At 70.0% G+C, this 17,082-nt stretch carries 11 protein-coding genes and 5 pseudogenes; 2 read left to right on the forward strand and 14 right to left on the reverse strand.

Annotated features, from left to right (window positions below; all coding sequences use genetic code 11):
- Positions 1 to 10: 10 nt before the first annotated feature.
- From KIV56_RS04350 to KIV56_RS04380, 7 genes and pseudogenes are all read right to left on the reverse strand, one after another.
- Entirely contained in the window at positions 11 to 1,930 is a 1,920-nt protein-coding gene (locus tag KIV56_RS04350) for a DUF3488 and transglutaminase-like domain-containing protein (protein WP_281536065.1), read from the reverse strand.
- Entirely contained in the window at positions 1,815 to 2,294 is a 480-nt protein-coding gene (locus KIV56_RS04355) for a hypothetical protein (protein WP_281535285.1), read from the reverse strand. The genes KIV56_RS04350 and KIV56_RS04355 overlap by 116 nt, the downstream gene beginning before the upstream one ends.
- Before the next feature lie 100 nt (positions 2,295 to 2,394).
- Entirely contained in the window at positions 2,395 to 3,261 is an 867-nt protein-coding gene (locus KIV56_RS04360; protein ID WP_281535286.1) for a DUF58 domain-containing protein, read from the reverse strand.
- Positions 3,198 to 3,794, reverse strand: a complete 597-nt coding sequence (locus tag KIV56_RS04365; protein WP_281535287.1) for a hypothetical protein — start codon at positions 3,792 to 3,794, stop codon at positions 3,198 to 3,200. The genes KIV56_RS04360 and KIV56_RS04365 overlap by 64 nt, the downstream gene beginning before the upstream one ends.
- Before the next feature lie 95 nt (positions 3,795 to 3,889).
- Positions 3,890 to 4,852, reverse strand: coding sequence for an AAA family ATPase (locus KIV56_RS04370; RefSeq protein WP_281536066.1), 963 nt, complete (start codon positions 4,850 to 4,852; stop codon positions 3,890 to 3,892).
- Positions 4,853 to 4,989: 137 nt separating this feature from the next.
- Positions 4,990 to 5,478 (reverse strand): pantetheine-phosphate adenylyltransferase, encoded by a 489-nt coding sequence (coaD, locus tag KIV56_RS04375; RefSeq protein ID WP_281535288.1) that lies wholly within the window; start codon positions 5,476 to 5,478, stop codon positions 4,990 to 4,992.
- A gap of 141 nt (positions 5,479 to 5,619) precedes the next feature.
- Positions 5,620 to 7,864 (reverse strand): annotated as a pseudogene (locus KIV56_RS04380) (ATP-dependent DNA helicase RecG).
- Between the two features lie 55 nt (positions 7,865 to 7,919).
- Between KIV56_RS04380 and rsmD the strand changes: the two are divergent.
- A pseudogene (rsmD, locus tag KIV56_RS04385) lies at positions 7,920 to 8,497 on the forward strand (16S rRNA (guanine(966)-N(2))-methyltransferase RsmD).
- A 115-nt stretch (positions 8,498 to 8,612) separates the two neighbouring features.
- Here the strand turns inward: rsmD and thiL are convergent.
- Complete coding sequence (gene thiL / locus KIV56_RS04390; RefSeq protein ID WP_281535289.1) at positions 8,613 to 9,641, reverse strand: thiamine-phosphate kinase; 1,029 nt, start codon at positions 9,639 to 9,641, stop codon at positions 8,613 to 8,615.
- A 23-nt stretch (positions 9,642 to 9,664) separates the two neighbouring features.
- Here thiL and KIV56_RS04395 point away from each other — a divergent pair, with 23 nt between their 5' ends.
- Positions 9,665 to 10,195, forward strand: coding sequence for a DUF3515 family protein (locus KIV56_RS04395; protein ID WP_281535290.1), 531 nt, complete (start codon positions 9,665 to 9,667; stop codon positions 10,193 to 10,195).
- A 226-nt stretch (positions 10,196 to 10,421) separates the two neighbouring features.
- On the opposite strand, the pseudogene KIV56_RS04400 reads toward KIV56_RS04395, so the two are convergent.
- The 6 genes and pseudogenes from KIV56_RS04400 to leuC form a co-directional block, all read right to left on the reverse strand.
- Positions 10,422 to 11,556: pseudogene (locus KIV56_RS04400) on the reverse strand (D-alanine--D-alanine ligase family protein).
- Entirely contained in the window at positions 11,459 to 12,550 is a 1,092-nt protein-coding gene (locus tag KIV56_RS04405) for an NAD(P)H-dependent glycerol-3-phosphate dehydrogenase (RefSeq protein ID WP_416173079.1), read from the reverse strand. Before KIV56_RS04405 ends, KIV56_RS04400 begins: the two are co-directional and overlap by 98 nt.
- A gap of 37 nt (positions 12,551 to 12,587) precedes the next feature.
- Positions 12,588 to 13,334, reverse strand: a complete 747-nt coding sequence (locus KIV56_RS04410) for a lysophospholipid acyltransferase family protein (RefSeq protein WP_281536067.1) — start codon at positions 13,332 to 13,334, stop codon at positions 12,588 to 12,590.
- Between the two features lie 70 nt (positions 13,335 to 13,404).
- Positions 13,405 to 14,734, reverse strand: a pseudogene (murA, locus tag KIV56_RS04415) (UDP-N-acetylglucosamine 1-carboxyvinyltransferase).
- 105 nt (positions 14,735 to 14,839) lie between these two features.
- Positions 14,840 to 15,448: a 3-isopropylmalate dehydratase small subunit gene (gene leuD, locus KIV56_RS04420; protein WP_281535292.1), complete on the reverse strand. Its 609-nt coding sequence runs from the start codon at positions 15,446 to 15,448 to the stop codon at positions 14,840 to 14,842.
- A gap of 2 nt (positions 15,449 to 15,450) precedes the next feature.
- Positions 15,451 to 16,945 (reverse strand): annotated as a pseudogene (gene leuC, locus KIV56_RS04425) (3-isopropylmalate dehydratase large subunit).
- Between the last annotated feature and the right edge of the window lie 137 nt (positions 16,946 to 17,082).

The raw sequence follows: 17,082 nt of genomic DNA on the forward strand, positions 1-17,082 counted from the left end.
GGGGGAGATTCTACGCGTCTGTGACGGGTACGCGCCCCCGTTCGCCGAGGAAGCCCCAGAGGGACGCCGGAAGCAGGCGGGCACGCCAGCGCACTCCCGTGGTCGCACCCATGCTGATCCGCATCGAGACCGTGTCGAGGTCGCCGAGGAGCTCGGGTTGCGGCGCCCCGTCGGCAGGGCGCCCGTACCGGTGTCGCTCGGCCGCGGCGAGCAACCGGGCAAGTGCTGCACCGGCTGCGGCCCCGCCGGTGCCGGTGAGACCGGGCAGGGCGCCGATTCGCGCCGCGAATTCCCGGGGCGTCTCGGTGGCGCGCACGATGACCCCGAAATCGAGTGCCGTGTCGACGAGCTCCCGCCAGGCCTCTGCGCCTCCGGCCGTGCCCCTGGCGAGGTCGTTGCGCCGGCGTCTGCGCCGCAGCAGGCGGATGCCGCCCGGCGCGGCGAGGAGGACGACGAGCGCTCCGAGGATGAGAGCCACGCGTCCGGGGGTTCCGGCGTCGTTCCCGGCCGTCGTCGCGGAACCGCCTCCCGTCGACAGGGCCTGGCCGGCGTCGTCGAACGGGCGCGGCGCGGTCGACGGCGCCCCGACCACTGGGCCGCCGAGCGGGGTGGACTGATCGGCCGGCCGGGTATAGCTCGGAACGGTTCCGCGCCCAGGGGTCGGTTCGAACGGCAACCAACCGATTCCGGTGAAGTACAGTTCCGGCCACGAGTGCAGGTCGTGGGCGTCGACGTTGAAGCGGTCCCTGTCCTCGATGAAGTTCGAGGAGCGGGAGCCGGGGAGGTAGCCGATCGCGATGCGGGCCGGGATGCCGAGAGACCTGGCCATCACGGCCATCGCGGAGGCGAAGTGCACGCAATAGCCGCGCTTGACCTCGAGGAAGGTGCCGACCACGTCGACCCCGCCGCCGTCGTAGCCGTCCGCGACCGGTGCGGTGGTGTCGTAGGTGAACTCGTTCCCCCGCAGGTACTCCTGCAGGGCGACGGCGGCGTCGTACGGCGTCGTCGTGCCCGCGGTCACAGCGCGTGCGGTCTGTTCGATGATCAGGGGACTGTCCCTCGGCAGGCGCAGGCTCGACTCGACGCTGACCGGGTACCGGCCCGTCGCTGCGCGCAGTTGCTCAGGAGTGGGCTCGAGGGTGAGCGAGGTGACGGTGTACTTCTGGCCGCGGGTCGTGCTGTTCGTGCTCGCGATCGTCCCGGTCGGGCCGTTCCAGTACCAGGCACCGACGAGCCCGGACACCTTCGTGGCCGCCCCGGGGGTGGGCAGCCAGGCCGAGGCTACCCCGTCGATGACGATCTGGGTGGACTCCTCCGTGGTGGCGACCTGGACGGAGAGTCCAGGCGGGCGGTCGATCGCGTCGACGGTGTTCCCGGTGTTGGTCGGCTCGAGACGGGCCGTCCAGCTCGGCCCGACGAACCGGTCCAGGGTGAGCAGTTTGAGGTAGGGCGGCTGGGCGGCGCTCGTGCGGTAGTGCAGGGCGGCTCCTGCCTGGGAACTGCGGAGGTCCTGGCCGAGGTTGACCATGGCGCTCACACCGTCGCCGAAGAGCAGCGGTCCGGTGGCCCGGCCGCCGACCCGCCCGTCTCCGGGCAGGTTAGGGACGGCGATGCTGAGCACGAGCGCCGTGGCGACGCCGAGCCCGCCGATCAGGAAGGCCTCGGTGACGGGCCAGCCGCGTCCGGCCGTACCGCGAGGGCCGGCGGTCCCGACGCCCTCGCGTCGCCCAGCGGCGGCCCCGCGGCGCCGGCCGAGCACATCGACCCCTAACAGGAGCAGGAAGGCCGCGGCCGTGAGCACAAGGGTGAGCTTGTCAGTACCGTTGTCCAGGATGAGCCCTGGCACTCCGACGGGCACCAGTACGGGCAGCCCGGCGAGCGCCGGTGTCCGCAGGGTGATCGCAAGGGCGTCCATCAGCAGTGCGATCACGCCGGCCCCGATGCAGAGCAGGAACAGGATGCCGGTGACGGGATCGGCCGGAGTGCCCTGGGACTGCACGGAGGCGGTCCCCGATTCGACGAGCGCGCTGGAAGCGGTCGATCGTGTCGCCGGTCGGCACAAGCCAGAGCAACCCGGTCCCGCCGCCGAAGAGCAGGGTGACGCTCCCGACGATCACGCCGGCACCGGCCAGTGGCACGACCCAGGGTTTGGGGCCGAGCGAGCGGATGCCCGCGGAGACGACGAGCACGGCGACCGCTTCGACCGCCATCAGCCACCACCACCCTGCGCCCTGCAGGAGGGGGCCCAGCGCGGTCATCGCGACGAGCAAAAGCAGCGCGAGGGCACCGGTCACGGGCCAAAGGGAGCCGGAGGAGCGCCGCGGCGGTCCCCGGCGACCCGCCGGTGCCGACGGGGGTGCAGGCATCGGGGCGGGTCGCTCGGGCAGGATCCGTTCACGCAGGCTCATGGAGCGCCCCCCGCCCGCCGACGGCGTCGAGCCACGCTGCCGGCAGCGCCGTGGCGGATCGCACCGGTATGCACCGCCAGCCGGCCTCCCTGAGCCGCTCGAGGGCATCCGTGGGCACGAGTTCGAGCACGAACGCGATCGCCGGCCGGGCACTGGCCGCGAGCCCGGCGAGGACGGCGAGGTCGAGGGCGCCCCCGGCGCCGAGAACGGCGAAGGTCGGGAGTGCCCCGCGGGGGACGCGTGCGCGCGGTGTCGCGCGGTTCCCGACGTGTTGGCCGTCGCCGTCCCGCCCGGATTCAGCGGGGAGCTGGACGATTCCGGCGAGGTCCTCGAGGAGGTGTGAGATGCCACCGGATCCGCGGTAGGAGACCGGGTCCCCCGACCGGACCGGGTCTGCATCGCCGCTGCCGGCCGGAGGCGAGCCGCCGAACCCGGCCGCACCGATCGGCGCTGCGCCGGTAGTGCCCGGTGCACCGTGCGGGGCGCGGCCGAGCTGGGCAGCGCCGAGTTGCGCGGGGCCGAGTTCGACGACGTCGACCCGATAGCCTGCCGCGAGCAGGTGCGTGCAGACGGATGCCGCGATTTCGACCGCGAGCTCGAACGCGTTCGCGCGCCGCCCCCGGTCGGCCTCGCGCGTTCCCGTTTCGGCCTGCTCGAGCGTGTCGAGCACGAACCGCACGCCGGAGTCGCTCCGGTGTTCCTCCTGCCGCACCATGATCTCGCCGTGGCGTGCGGTGGCCGGCCAGTTCACCCGGCGGAGGGAGTCCCCCGGCCGGTACTCACGAGCGATCAGCTCGTCCGAGTTCTGATTGAGCAGCCGCTGCCGTTCGAGGGCTTCTCCGCCGCCGAGCATGCTCGCGAGTCCCCGGCCGGGGAGGGGGTGATCCGCGGGGTGACGACCAGTTCACGCCGACCGCCGACCGCCCAGCGGGCCGTGACGAGTCCGAACGGGTCGGACTGACCGAGCACGACCGGCCCGTATTCGTACCGTCCCCGTGCGTGCGGGGAGAGCGGGCACTCGAGCCGCACGGTCCGGGCCGCCGCATCGGGGCCCTCACCGAAAGCGTCGCCGACTCCGCGACGACCCCAGGCTCCGCCGAGTCCGGCGAGCGTCGGCAGGGGAAGGTCCCTCGGCATCGGAGTCATCCCCATCGGGCCGGTCTCCCGCCAGAGCGCACCGGACAGGCGTTGCGCCCCGAGATTCTCGAGAATCAACAGCTCGGTCGTCTCACCGCCCGCTGACACGAGGTTGGGGCGGAAGTCGCGACCGACGCGCACCCGGACGGGCCGAATGGCCACCGCGAGCCCGGCGACGAGCGGCACCGAGATCAACAGGAGGGCGATGAACAGCAGGTCCCTCCGGTTCTCGGAGAGCGACACGAGCACGAGCGCCGCTCCCCCGCAGAGGAACGCGCCGCCCCGGAGCGTTGGCCGGGGAAAACGAACCGGCCGTGAGGAAGGTCGCCGCGCAGGCATGGCGGCTAGGGGTGGCCGGACGCGCCGAGTGGCACCGGGGTCGCCGCGAGGATCCGGCGCACGATGTCTTCGAGCAACGGGCTCGAATCCTGGTGCTGGTGCCCGAGCACACGGCTGCTCGCCACCAGCCGGTGCCCGAGCACCGCGACGGCGAGCGCATCGATGTCGTCGGGGAGCACGAAGTCACGGCCCTGCAGCGCGGACTGCGCCTTGGCCGCACGGATGAGCTGCAGGGTCGCCCGCGGGCTCGCGCCGAGACGGAGATCCTTGTCCGAACGGGTGGCCCTGACGATGTCGACGGCGTACTGCTTGACGGCGCTGGAGGCGAAGACTCCGCGGGCCGCGCTCATCATGGCCCGCAACTGCGCGCCCGTGACCACGGCGTCGATTCCGGCGAGCGGGCTCGAGGTGTCGCGGGAGTCGAGCATCGCGAGCTCGGAGGTCGTGTCGGGATAGCCCATCGAGATCCGGGCCATGAAACGGTCCCGCTGGGCCTCCGGGAGGGCGTAGGTGCCTTCCATTTCGATCGGGTTCTGGGTCGCGACGACCGTGAACGGGAGCGGCAGGAGGTAGGTGGCGCCGTCGACGGTGACCTGGCGTTCCTCCATGCACTCGAGGAGAGCCGACTGGGTCTTCGGACTCGCGCGGTTGATTTCGTCGCCGATCACGATGTTCGCGAAGATGGCTCCCGGCTTGAACTCGAACCTGCGGTCGACCTGGTTGAAGACGCTCACACCCGTGACGTCCGACGGGAGCAGGTCCGGTGTGAACTGGATGCGGCTGACCGAGCAGTCGACGGAGCGGGCGAGGGCCTTGGCGAGCATGGTCTTGCCGACACCGGGCACGTCCTCGATGAGGAGGTGGCCCTCGGCGAGGAGCACGGTCAGTGCCGTGACGACAGCGGGGTGCTTGCCCGCGATGACCGTTTCGACGTTGCGGATGATGGCCCGGCCGGCCTCGGCGACCACGTCGAGGCCGAGGGCGACATCGGCCTCGGCCGCGGGGTCGTGCCCTGGTCCGGCTGCCCCAGCCGAGCGGATGCCCGCGGCACGCTGCGTCGGGACGCCTGCGGGGGCATCCGTTGTCGCGCCTGCGGGCAGGGCAGTCACACGGGTGCCTTCTGCAGGTACTGCGCGACGACGCGGGGCACGTAGGGCGAGATGTCGCCACCGAGCGCGGCGACCTGCCTGACGAGGGAGCTGGAGACGTGGGCGTTCGCCGGGTCCGGCAGCATGAAGATGGTCTCGACGCCCGCGAGGTTGCGGTTCACGATGGCCATCGGAGTCTCATAGGCGACGTCGACCTGGGAGCGGATGCCTTTGATGAGCACACTCGCCCCGACCTCGAGGCAGTAGTCGACGAGCAGTCCCATGCTCCAGGACGCGACGATGATGGTGTCCGGCAGGCCGGCGTCCGCGATGGCCCGTTGCAGCAGGGAAACCCGCTGGCTGATCGGCAGGAGGGCCGTCTTGCCCGGGTTGTGCACGACGAGCACGTGCACTTCGTCGAAGAGGCCCGCCGCCCGTTCGATCACGTCGAGGTGCCCCAGTGTGACGGGGTCGAATGAACCAGGGACAACGGCGATCCTGCGCATACGCAATACCCTAACCCGCGAGCATGCCCCGCGCCTCCCCGAGCACAACACTCTCGGCAAATCCGCCGGTGCATGGCGCATTCGCGCAGGGTAAATGTCGCTTATCCCAGGATCCGGGTGCTGTCGTCCGCCGCTCGCCGTTCAGCCCTTGGTGAGCGAGGCGCGCCCTGCGTCGTCCAGCCGCCGGCGCACCGCGTCGCGGAGGGCCGGCACCGTCGCGAGCTCGGGGTCACGCGCGGCAAGCTCCTGCGCGTGTGTGCGCGCCTCCAGGATGAGTTCGCCGTCGGTCGCGACCCGCAGCAGCCGCAGCGACGAGCGCCCGCCGGACTGCGTGCTGCCGAGCACATTGCCCTCCCTGCGCAGGCTCGAGGTCGATCTCGGCGAGCTCGAAGCCGTCGAGGGTTGCGGCGACGGCCTCGACCCGCGACCGGGCGAGTGAGTCGATTTCCGCACGGGTGACGAGAAGGCAGAGCCCCGGAACCCCGCCACGACCGACCCGCCCGCGCAATTGGTGCAGCTGCGAGACCCCGAACCGGTCTGCGTCGAGCACCACCATCACCGAAGCATTCGGCACGTCGACGCCGACCTCGATCACCGTGGTGGCGACGAGCACGTCGATCTCCCCCGCGGCGAAGGCCAGCATGGTCTGGTCCTTCTGGTCCGCGGTCATCCGGCCGTGCAGCGGCTCGATCCTGGCCGCCGCGAGCTCCGGCCGGGCGCGCAGCCGCTTGAGCACGACCTCGACGGACTCCGGCGGCACCGCGGGCCCCGCATCGGAGGCGCCGGCCTCTGTCACGGCCGACTGTTCGACGTCTTCGCCCTCTTCGAGTTCCTTCGGCGCGATCGCAGGGCACACGACGAAACCCTGACGGCCGAGGGCGAGTTCCTCGGCCAGCCGGGTCCAGACGCGCGAGAAGGTCTGCGGTCTTTCGGCGAGCGCCACCACGTAGGTCTCGATGCCCTGCCTGCCGGCCGGGAGCATGGCGATCGTCGACACGTCGAGGTCGCCGAAGACCGTCATGGCGACCGTGCGCGGGATCGGCGTGGCCGTCAGCACGAGGAGGTGCGGTGGCACAGCCCCCTTCAGGCGGAGTGCCTCCCGCTGGTCGACCCCGAAACGGTGCTGTTCGTCGATGACCACGAGTCCGAGGTCGAAGAACGACACCGATTCGGCCAGCAGGGCGTGCGTTCCGATCACGATCCTGGCCTGGCCGGAAACCGCACGCAGCAGCGCCTTGCGCCGGAGGGCGACCGGCAGCTTGCCGGTGAGCAGCACCGGCACGAGTTCTGCGGCAAGGTCTGGGCCGAGGATATGCACGATCGACCGGAGGTGCTGGGCCGCGAGCACCTCGGTCGGCGCGAGCAGGGCGGCCTGTCCCCCGGTGTCTGCGACGGCGAGCATGGCCCGCAGCGCGACGAGCGTCTTGCCTGAGCCGACCTCGCCCTGCAGGAGCCGGTTCATCGGGGCGGTGTTTGCGAGGTCCCTCGCGATCTCGGCCCCGACGGTCTGCTGGTCGTCGGTGAGAATGAACGGAAGTCGGGCATCGAAGCGCTCGAGGTATCCGCCGGGGACGGGAACCCTGGCGGTCGACTTCGTCGCCCTGGCGGCGTTGCGCTGCTGCACGAGCGCGCTCTGCAGCACGAACGCCTCCGTGAACCGGAGGGTGTCTCGGGCCCTGATCCAGTCGGCGTCGACGGCGGGTTGGTGGATGAGCTCGAGGGACTTGCGTTGCGGGAGCAGGCCGCGTTCGGCGCGGAGCGCCGGCGGGAGCGGGTCCTCGACGGGGCCGAGGTGCTTGAGTATTTTTCCGACGATCGTCTGGAAGTCCCAGCTCGCAACAGCGGCGGTCGCCGGATAGACCGGGACGGGCTCGACGAGCCAGGCCTCGCCCTCCGTGGGGATCTCATGTTCCTGTTCCTCGTCGCTCCCGGCGACGAAGAGTTTGTAGTGCGGATGCGCCAGCTGCAGCTGGCTCTTGAACGAGGTGACCTTGCCGGTGAACATGCCGCGGGTGCCGGGCGCGAGCAGCTTCTCCCGCCAGGCCTGGTTGAAGAACGTGAGAGTGAGGATGCCGCGGCCGTCGGAGATCTTGACGGTCGTGATCGACCCCCTGCGGGTCTTCATCTCGTGGGTGGAGATCGAGCGCACCTCGGCGAAGATCGTGACCTGTTCGTCGAGCGGCAGTTCGCTGATCGCGCTGAGCTCGCCGCGTCTGGCGTAGCGGCGCGGGTAATGGCTGAGCACGTCGCCGACCGTCCGCATGTCGAACGCCTTGGCGAGCGATTTCGCCTCGGCAGGCGTCACGGTGCGGATCGCCGTGAGTGGGGTATCCAGGGTCAGGGCACCGATGAACTTCACACCGGCCGCCGCGGTCGCATCCGTCATGCTTCGATCGTAGGCGGGGCCGCCGACACTGCGGTCCGGCTAGGCTCGAACGGACATGACGCGCATCATCTCCGGGTTCGCCGGTTCCCTGCCCCTCGCCGTTCCCAAGTCGGGCACGCGCCCCACGAGCGACCGGGTGCGCGAGGCGATCTTCTCCGCCCTCGACGCCCGCGATGTCATCAGGGGCGCCAGGGTGCTCGACCTCTACGCGGGTTCCGGTTCTCTCGGGCTCGAAGCTGCAAGCCGGGGCGCCCGCATCGTGACCCTCGTGGAGAACAGCTACGGGGCCGCCCAGATGTGCCGGAAGAACACCGACGCAGTGCTCAAGGCCGCCCCGAAGAAGGACGGACCGTCGATCCGCGTCTCCGCGCAGGCCGTGCAGTCATTTCTCGCGGCGACGGGCGACGGGTTCGAACTCGTGTTCCTCGACCCGCCCTATGAGCTCTCCGACGTCGAACTCGGGCACAACCTGCTCGCGCTGACCCCCTGCTCGACCCGGACGCCCTCGTCGTCGTCGAGCGAAGCTCCCGCTCCCCCGAGCCGTCCTGGGGTCCGGGCCTGGCCGCCGAGCGCCGCAAGGACTACGGCGACACGACCGTTTGGTACGCCGCCCCGGTGCTCGCCGGCCAATAGCCGCCGCCCTGCCGCCGCAGCCGCGTCGAGTGTCGCCGTTCGCGCCGACCGTCGCCGTTCGAACGGCGACACTCGGCGCCGGGGGCGAGTCTCGGGCGGATACGGCAGCGTGGCCTCAGCCCAGGGCGCCGTCCCAGCCGCGATACGGGTCCCAGCCGCCCTGCTCGTGCGTGCGGCCGTCCACGAGGACCGTGCCGGCGGCATCGGTCGCCATGCCGATGAGGCGGAACCCCTCCGGCAGCACGGCGCCGGCCGGGAAGGTCGCGAGCAGGCCGTGGTCCTCGCCCCCGCCGAGCGCGAGTCCGACGCTGTCGCCGAGGGAGTCCGCGGCGAAGTCGATGCCGACCCCGCTCGCCGTCGCGAGGCGCCCGGCGTCGATGAAGAGGCCGTCGGACAGGTCCATCATCGCGGTCGCCCCCGCGAGGGACGCGGCCGGGCCGAGGTCGATCGGCGGCCGCGGGGCGAGCTGGGCGCCGACCTCGACCGGGTATTGCTCCCGAACCGCCGACGCGAGCGCGGCATCGGGGACGCCGTTCGCGTCGACCCCGTGACGGAAGAGCAATGCGAGGCCGGCCCCGGCCTCACCGAGGCCTCCGGCAAGCGCCACACGGTCACCTGGGCGCGCTCCTGAGCGCAGCACCGGTTCCCGGCCCTCGAGGTCACCGAAGGCCGTCACGGCCAGCGTGAGGGCGTCGGAGGCGGACAGGTCGCCGCCGACGACGCCGCAGCCGGGCGCGAGCGCCTCGCAGCAGTCGCGAAGGCCGTCTGCGATGCCCTCGATGACCGAGATCGGGGTCGAGGGCGGCGCTGCGATCGCGACGACGAGGGCGGTCGGCCGGGCACCCATGGCCGCGACGTCGGACAGGTTGGTCGCGGCGGCCTTCCAGCCGAGGTCGTGGGGGGTCGACCAGGCCATCCGGAAGTCCGGGCCCTGGATCATCATGTCCGTCGTGACGACGAAGCGTCCGTCGGGGGCGCGCAGCACGGCGGCGTCGTCGCCGGGTCCGAGCAGCTGGGTGGCGGCTCCGGGCAGCCGTGGGAAGATCCGGGCGAGCACCTGGCCCTCGCTGAGCTCGGCGAGGGTCTGCTCCGGCCTGGCGGCCGTCGGTGAGGTCGCGGCAGGGGTCTTCGCAGCAGGGGTCATCTTCAAACGGTAGCCTGAATGCGATGACTTCCCGCAGCACCCCCCGCCGTCTCCCGGCCGCCATGACCCTCGCCCTGGCCGGGGTCGTGCTCCTGAGCGGATGCACGGCGAGCGTCGCCCTCGAACCCGCGGCGGACGCGGTGAACCCCGGCTGTGCCGACATCGTCGTGCACCTGCCGACGCTCGTCGCCGACCAGGCCGAGCGCGAGACGAACGCCCAGGCGACGGGCGCGTGGGGCAGCCCGGCCGCCGTGCTGCTGCACTGCGGGGTCGCGGTGCCCGCCCCGACAACCCTGCCGTGCCTCAACGTCAACGGGATCGACTGGATCGAAGACGACTCCGCCGCGCCGCTCTACCGGTACACGACATACGGCCGCACCCCCGCGAGCGAGGTCGTCATTGACTCGGGCACCGTCAGCGGCTCGACCGTGCTCGTCGACCTGGCCGCGGTGATGGCTGTCATCCCCGCGACGGCCAAGTGCCTGGGCGCTGCCGACGTGACCCTGCCGACCGACGGCGGAACCCTCGCGCCGACCGCGACGCCCGCGCCGTAGTCCCGGCGGTTTCCTCGCCCGGCCGAACCGCAAGGTCGGAGTATTTCGCGACCCACGGCATCCGCCGCCGGATGGCACGGCGTGTCGCGAAAATCTCCGACCTTGCGTCGGGCGGCAGCCCCCACCCTGACGCACGCGGGCCGGCGATCCGTGCCCCGACCCCGACCCGAACCAATTCGACGGAGTTTTTGCCAAAAAAGGACGTGGGAGGCCGTTTTCGGGCCGTTTAGACCAGAATCTCCGTCGAATTCGTCCGGACGCCGCGGCGGGCGAGCGCGACGGAGATCAACTCGTCGATGAGCGCGGGGTAGGTGTAGCCGCTCTGCAGCCAGCAGGTCGGGAACATCGAGATCGGCGTGAAGCCGGGCATGGTGTTGATCTCGTTGATGACCCAGCCGGTGTCGGTGAGGAAGAAGTCGACCCGCGCGAGTCCGGCGCCGTCGATGGCGTCGAACGCCCGGATCGCCATCCGCTGCATCTCGGCGAGCTCGGCCGGGGTCAGGGCGGCCGGGCACACCAGTTCGATGCCCGCCGCTCCCAGATACTTGGCGTCGAAGTCGTAGAAGTCGCGCCCGGTGACGAGCACCTCCCCGGCGACGGATGCCCGGGACGGCTCCCCCGGACGGCCCTGCAGCACGGCGACCTCGAGTTCACGGCCCACGAGGCCGGCCTCGATCAGGACCTTGTCGTCCTCCGCGAGAGCGGTCTCCATGGCACGGACCAGGCCGGCGGGGTCCGTAACCCGGCTCACGCCGACGCTCGACCCGGCGCGGGCCGGCTTCACGAAGGCGGGCAGACCGAGTTCGGCGAGGGCCGCATACGCCATCCCCGGCGCCTCGGCCCAGTCGGCCGCGGTGATCGTGCGCCACGGCGCCACCGGGAGGGAGGCCTGCTGGAACACGGTCTTGGTGAAGTGCTTGTCCATCCCGAGCGCAGACGCGAGCACTCCGGAGCCGACGAATGGCAGGCCGAGCAGTTCGAGGAGGCCCTGGATGGTGCCGTCCTCGCCGTATGGCCCGTGCAGGATCGGGAAGACGAGGTCGACGGTGCCGAGGGAGCGAGCGGATGCGCCGGGCGCGTCCACGACGCGGAGGGTGCGGTCGAGCGCTGATTCCGGCCAGTGCACCCGGCTGCCGTTGTCGGTGACCACGGGCAGGCTCTGCGGCCGAGGATCCGAGGGCGAAGTGTGCCGGGTCATCCGCTTCGAGCACGAATGCGCCGTCGCGGGTGATCCCGATCGGGATCACGTCGTAACGCGACCGGTCAATTGCCGCCAGGACTCCGCCGGCCGTGGCGCAGCTGATCGAGTGTTCGCTTGACCGACCCCCAAAGAGCAGCGCTACCGTGAGCTTGTCCGTCATCAATTGTCCTTTCGCCCTGCGGCTCCGCCGAATCCGTGGTGAGGTGAGGGGCGATGTCCCGCGGTTTCAGCGTACCGGCCAGCACCTGCCGCACCTGTTCGACGATGGGCATGTCGACGCCCTTGGCCCTGGCGAGATCGAGGATCGGGCCGACGGACGCGAGGCCCTCCGTGGTCTGCTGCATCTGTTTGACGACGTCCGCGATGCTGTAGCCCTGGCCGAGGAGACGCCCGGCGGTGTTGTTGCGCGAGAGCGGGGACTGGCAGGTGGCGATGAGGTCGCCGAGGCCGGCGAGGCCGGCGAGGGTCTCCGGCTGCGCTCCGTATGCGACGGCGAAGTCGGTCATCTCGACGAGGCCGCGGGTGATGATCGAGGCCTTGGTGTTCTCGCCGTAGCCGACACCGTCGACGATACCGATCGCGACGGCGATGAGGTTCTTCAGCACGCCGCCGAACTCAGTGCCGATCACGTCGGTGTTGACGTAGGAGCGGAAGTACCCGTTGGTCGCGAGGATCGCGACGGCCTGGGCCGTCTCGAGGCTCGTCGAGGACACGACGGCGGCGGTCGGCTGCTCGCGGGCGATTTCGAGGGCCAGGTTGGGTCCCGAGATCGCCGCGATGTGGTGCGGATCGATCGGAAGCATCTCTTCGATGATCTGGCTCATCCGCTGGCCGGAGCCGCGTTCGACGCCCTTCATGAGCGAGACCAGGATGGCCCCGGGTTCGAGGAACGGCTCCATCAGGACCAGGTTCTCCCGCAGCGACTGGCTCGGAACGGAGATGAACACCTGTTCGGCACCCGCGAGTGCCTGGTCCAGGTGCGGCGTCGCGCGCAACCCGATCGGGAGGTTGATGCCGGGGAGGTAGTCGCTGTTTCGACGACCCTCCGTGATCTCGCGGGCGAGTTCCGGCCGGCGGGCCCACAGCACGACATCGGCGCCGCCGTCGCTCAGGATCTTGGCGAAGGTGGTTCCCCAGCTTCCGGCTCCGAGCACGGCGACGCGGGTACCGACAGGGACGCCCTGCGGTTGCTTAGCCTTCAAAACGGCCGGTCTCCTTCTGGTCGTGCTCTGAGGGGTTCCAGCGCTTCGCCGGGGCCTTCTCGCCGCGGAGGTCTTCGAGAAGCCCGGTGATGGCATCCATCAGGATTGCCGTCGCCTCGTTCAGGGTCGCAGTGTCGAGGCTGCGTCCCTTGAATTCGTCGAAGGACAGCGGATCGCCGATCTTCACGTGGACCGTCTTGCGGGGGAACGGGCTGATCCGCTTCGAATATCGCGGCATCAGGTCCTGGGTTCCCCAGTGCGCCATCGGCACGATGGGAATGCCCTGCTCGAGTGCGATCCGCACGGCACCGGTCTTCCCGCGCATCGGCCACAGCTCGGGGTCGCGGGTGAGTGACCCCTCGGGGTACACGATGACCATCTGTCCGCGGTCGACGAGCCGCCTGGCCGCCTTGACGGGTTCGTTGCCGCGCGCGACCCCGCCGCGTTCGACGGGAATCTGGCCGGACTTCCGCAGCAGCCAGCCGAGCACGGGAATTTTGAACACGGATGCCTTCGCCATGAACCGGGGAGCACGTCCGAGCTTCCACGCGAGCGCCCCGACGACGATCGGGTCGATCTCACTGAAGTGGTTCGGCGACAGCACGAACGCCCCGGCCTGCGGGAACTTGCGGGCGTCGGTCACCCGGTAGCGCACCGCGAGGTTGACCGCGGGCAGCACGATCGTCGCCAGGATCCAGAACACGGAGGGTTGCAAGGTCTCCTTGCGCACCCTCACCGGCTTCACTGTCGAATCGGGATCGGCGGACGGTTCGGACGGACTTGCTCCATTGACTGGCACAGGGCCATTATCCTTCGAGATCGAAGTCCGCCCCCAACAGCCGCAGCTTGGTGATGAAGTTTTCGTATCCGCGGCTGATGATTCCGACGTTGCTGACCGTCGAGGTGCCCTCGGCCGTGAGCGCCGCGATCAGATGGCTGAAGCCGCCGCGCAGGTCGGGAACCTCGATGTCGGCGCCGTGCAGCTTCGTCGGACCTGCGATGACGGCGGAGTGGTTGAAGTTGCGCTGCCCGAAGCGGCACGGGTGGCCGCCGAGGCATTCGCGGTGGATCTGGATCGTCGCGCCCATCTCGACGAGCGCGTCGACGAAGCCGAAACGCTGCTCGTAGACGGTCTCGTGCACGATCGACACGCCGTGCGCGTGCGTGAGGGCGATGACGAGCGGCTGCTGCCAGTCGGTCATGAAGCCGGGGTGCACATCCGTTTCGATGACGACGGGCTTGAGGTCGCCGCCCGGGTGGTAGAAACGGATGCCGTCGTCGTGGATCTCGAAGGCGCCTCCGACCTTGCGGAACACGTTGAGGAAGGTCAGCATCTCGGACTGGCGGGCGCCGCCGACGAAGATGTCGCCGTCGGTCGCGAGCGCGGCTGCCGCCCAGCTCGCCGCCTCGTTCCGGTCGAAGAGCGCCCGGTGGTTGAAGCCCTCGAGTCGTTCGACGCCCTCGATGCGGATGATCCGGTCGGTGTCGACCGTGATGATCGCACCCATCTTCTGCAGGATGTTGATCAGGTCCATGATCTCGGGCTCGATCGCCGCGCCCTTGAGCTCGGTGATGCCCTCTGCGCGCACGGCGGTGAGCAGGACCTGCTCGGTCGCGCCGACGCTCGGGTACGGGAGGGAGACCTTGGCGCCGTGCAGCCCGTTCGGGGCGGACATGCGGATGCCGTTGGGCTGCTTGTCGACGACGGCGCCGAACTTGCGCAGCACCTCGAGGTGGTAGTCGATCGGCCGGTCGCCGATGCGGCAACCGCCGAGGTCGGGGATGAAGGCTTCGCCGAGGCGGTGCAGGAGCGGCCCGCAGAAAAGGATCGGGATGCGGGAGGACCCCGCGTGCGCGTCGATCGCGGCGAAGTGCGCGCTCTCGACGTCGACGGGGTCGAGCAGGAGCTCTCCGGGCTCGGGGCCATCGGTGACCTTGACGCCGTGCACCGCGAGCAGGCTCGCGCACGATGCGTACGTCGCTGATGTTGGGGACGTTCTTCAGGATGCTCGGGCTCTCGCCGAGCAGGGAGGCCACCATGGCCTTGGTGACCAGGTTTTTCGCGCCCTTGAGTTCGATGCGGCCGATCAGCGGGATGCCGCCGCGGATCGTGATCTTGTCGCCTTTCAGCCCCACAGCGGCCCCCCAGCTCTGTGCGTTCTCACGGTTTTGTTCGTCTTCGAGGAGCCTGCGCCTTTACGGCTGCGTCTTCACGGTTCTGGGCGATCTCGCTGATGGTGCTCACAAATTTACCTGCCTTGCGGGGAGAGTACGGGGCCGCCACGGCTCCCGATGGGATTCGAATTCTGCGATCCGCGCTTCATCACGCAGGGTCAGGCCAATGTCGTCAAGGCCTTCGAGGAGGCGCCAACGGGTGTAGTCGTCGACCTGGAATGGCACTGTGAAATCGCCGACGCGTGCTGTACGCGCAACCAGATCGACAGTGAGTTCTATTCCCGGGTCGGCCTCGATGATGCTCCAGAGCTTCTGGGCATCGTCCTCGGTGATCTGCGCGGCAAGCAGGCCCTGTTTGCCGGCATTGCCGCGGAAGATATCGCCGAACCGGGGGCTGAGCACGACGTCGAAACCGTAGTCGCGCAAGGCCCAGACGGCATGTTCGCGGGATGAGCCCGTGCCGAAGTCGGCCCCGGCCACCAGGATCCGCGCGCCCGTGAACTCCGGCCGGTTGAGCACGAAGTCCGGGTCGGTCCGCCACGCCGCGAAGAGGGCGTCTTCGAAGCCGGTCTTGGTGACGCGCTTGAGGTAGACGGCCGGGATGATCTGGTCGGTGTCGACATTGGAGCGGCGCAGCGGCAGCGCGACGCCCGTGACGGTGAGGAACTTGTCCATGGTCAGAGTGCTCCATCCAGTGCCGGTGCCGCAGCAGGGGCCAGTTCGGCGGGGATCGCGTCGGCCGTGACGAGGCCGGCGGCGACGAGGTCCCACGGGCTCGAGAGGGTGCCGCGGATCGCCGTGGCAGCCGCGACGAGCGGGGAGACCAGGTGGGTGCGTCCGCCCTTGCCCTGGCGGCCCTCGAAGTTGCGGTTGCTTGTCGAGGCGCACCGCTCGCCGGGGGCGAGCTGGTCGGGGTTCATGCCGAGGCACATCGAGCAGCCGGCGAAGCGCCATTCGGCGCCGAAGTCGGTGAAGATCTTGTCCAGGCCTTCGGCCTCGGCCTCGATCCGCACGCGAGCGGAACCGGGCACGACGAGCATCCGCAGGCCGGGCGCCATGGTCTGGCCCTTCACGATTTCCGCGGCAGCGCGGAGGTCTTCGACGCGGCTGTTGGTGCAGGAACCGAGGAAGACGGTGTCGACCCGGATGTCCTTCATGCGGGTCCCCGCGGCGAGGTCCATGTATTCGAGGGCGCGCTGGGCGGCGGCGCGCTCGTTGGCGTCGGTCACGTCGGCCGGGTCAGGCACAGTCTCGCTCAGCGAGACGCCCTGGCCGGGGTTGGTGCCCCACGTCACGAAGGGCTCGAGGGTGTCGGCGTCGAGAACGACCTCGGCGTCGAAGACGGCGCCCTCGTCGGTCGCGAGGGTCTCCCAGTACGCGATCGCGTCGTCCCAGTCCTGGCCGGCCGGCGCGTGGGCGCGACCCTTCAGGTAGGCGTACGTCGTCGCATCCGGCGCGACCATGCCCGCGCGGGCGCCTGCCTCGATGGACATGTTGCAGATGGTCATGCGGCCCTCCATCGAGAGGGCGCGGATGGCGCTGCCGCGGTATTCGAGCACGTAGCCCTGGCCGCCGCCGGTGCCGATCTTCGCGATCACGGCGAGGATCACGTCCTTGGCGGTGACGCCGGGTCGCAGGGTGCCGTCGACTGTGATGGCCATGGTCTTGAACGGCTGCAGCGGCAGGGTCTGGGTGGCCATGACGTGTTCGACCTCGCTCGTGCCGATGCCGAGCGCCATGGCCCCGAAGGCGCCGTGGGTCGAGGTGTGCGAGTCTCCGCAGACGACGGTGATGCCCGGTTGGGTGAGCCCGAGCCTGCGGGCCGACGACGTGCACGATGCCCTGCTCGATGTCGCCGAGCGAGTGCAGCCGCACGCCGAATTCCTCGCAGTTTCGGCGGAGCGTCTCGATCTGGGTGCGACTCGTGAGGTCCTTGATCGGCCGGTCGATGGCGAGAGTCGGAGTGTTGTGATCCTCGGTCGCGATCGTCAGGTCCGGTCGGCGCAGTGGGCGCCCGGCGAGGCGCAGACCGTCGAACGCCTGCGGGCTCGTGACCTCGTGCACGAGGTGCAGGTCGATGTAAATCAGGTCAGGGGTACCATCGGAACCCTTGCTGACCAGGTGTTTGTCCCAGACTTTCTCGGCCAGGGTGCGTGGGCGTTCGCCCGACATCGATGCGTTAGTCATGTGTGTGCGTCTTCCTCAAGATTTGATGGCAGCCAACGACAGTCTCCGCGACGAGGGAGGCCTCAGAATTGGGACTCGTCGCGGCAGATAAGAAGGAGTCGACCGAACAGCACCCGGACAGG

The sequence above is a fragment of the Cryobacterium breve genome (assembly GCF_027594785.1).
In the GTDB taxonomy this organism is placed as follows: Bacteria; Actinomycetota; Actinomycetes; order Actinomycetales; family Microbacteriaceae; genus Cryobacterium; species Cryobacterium breve_A.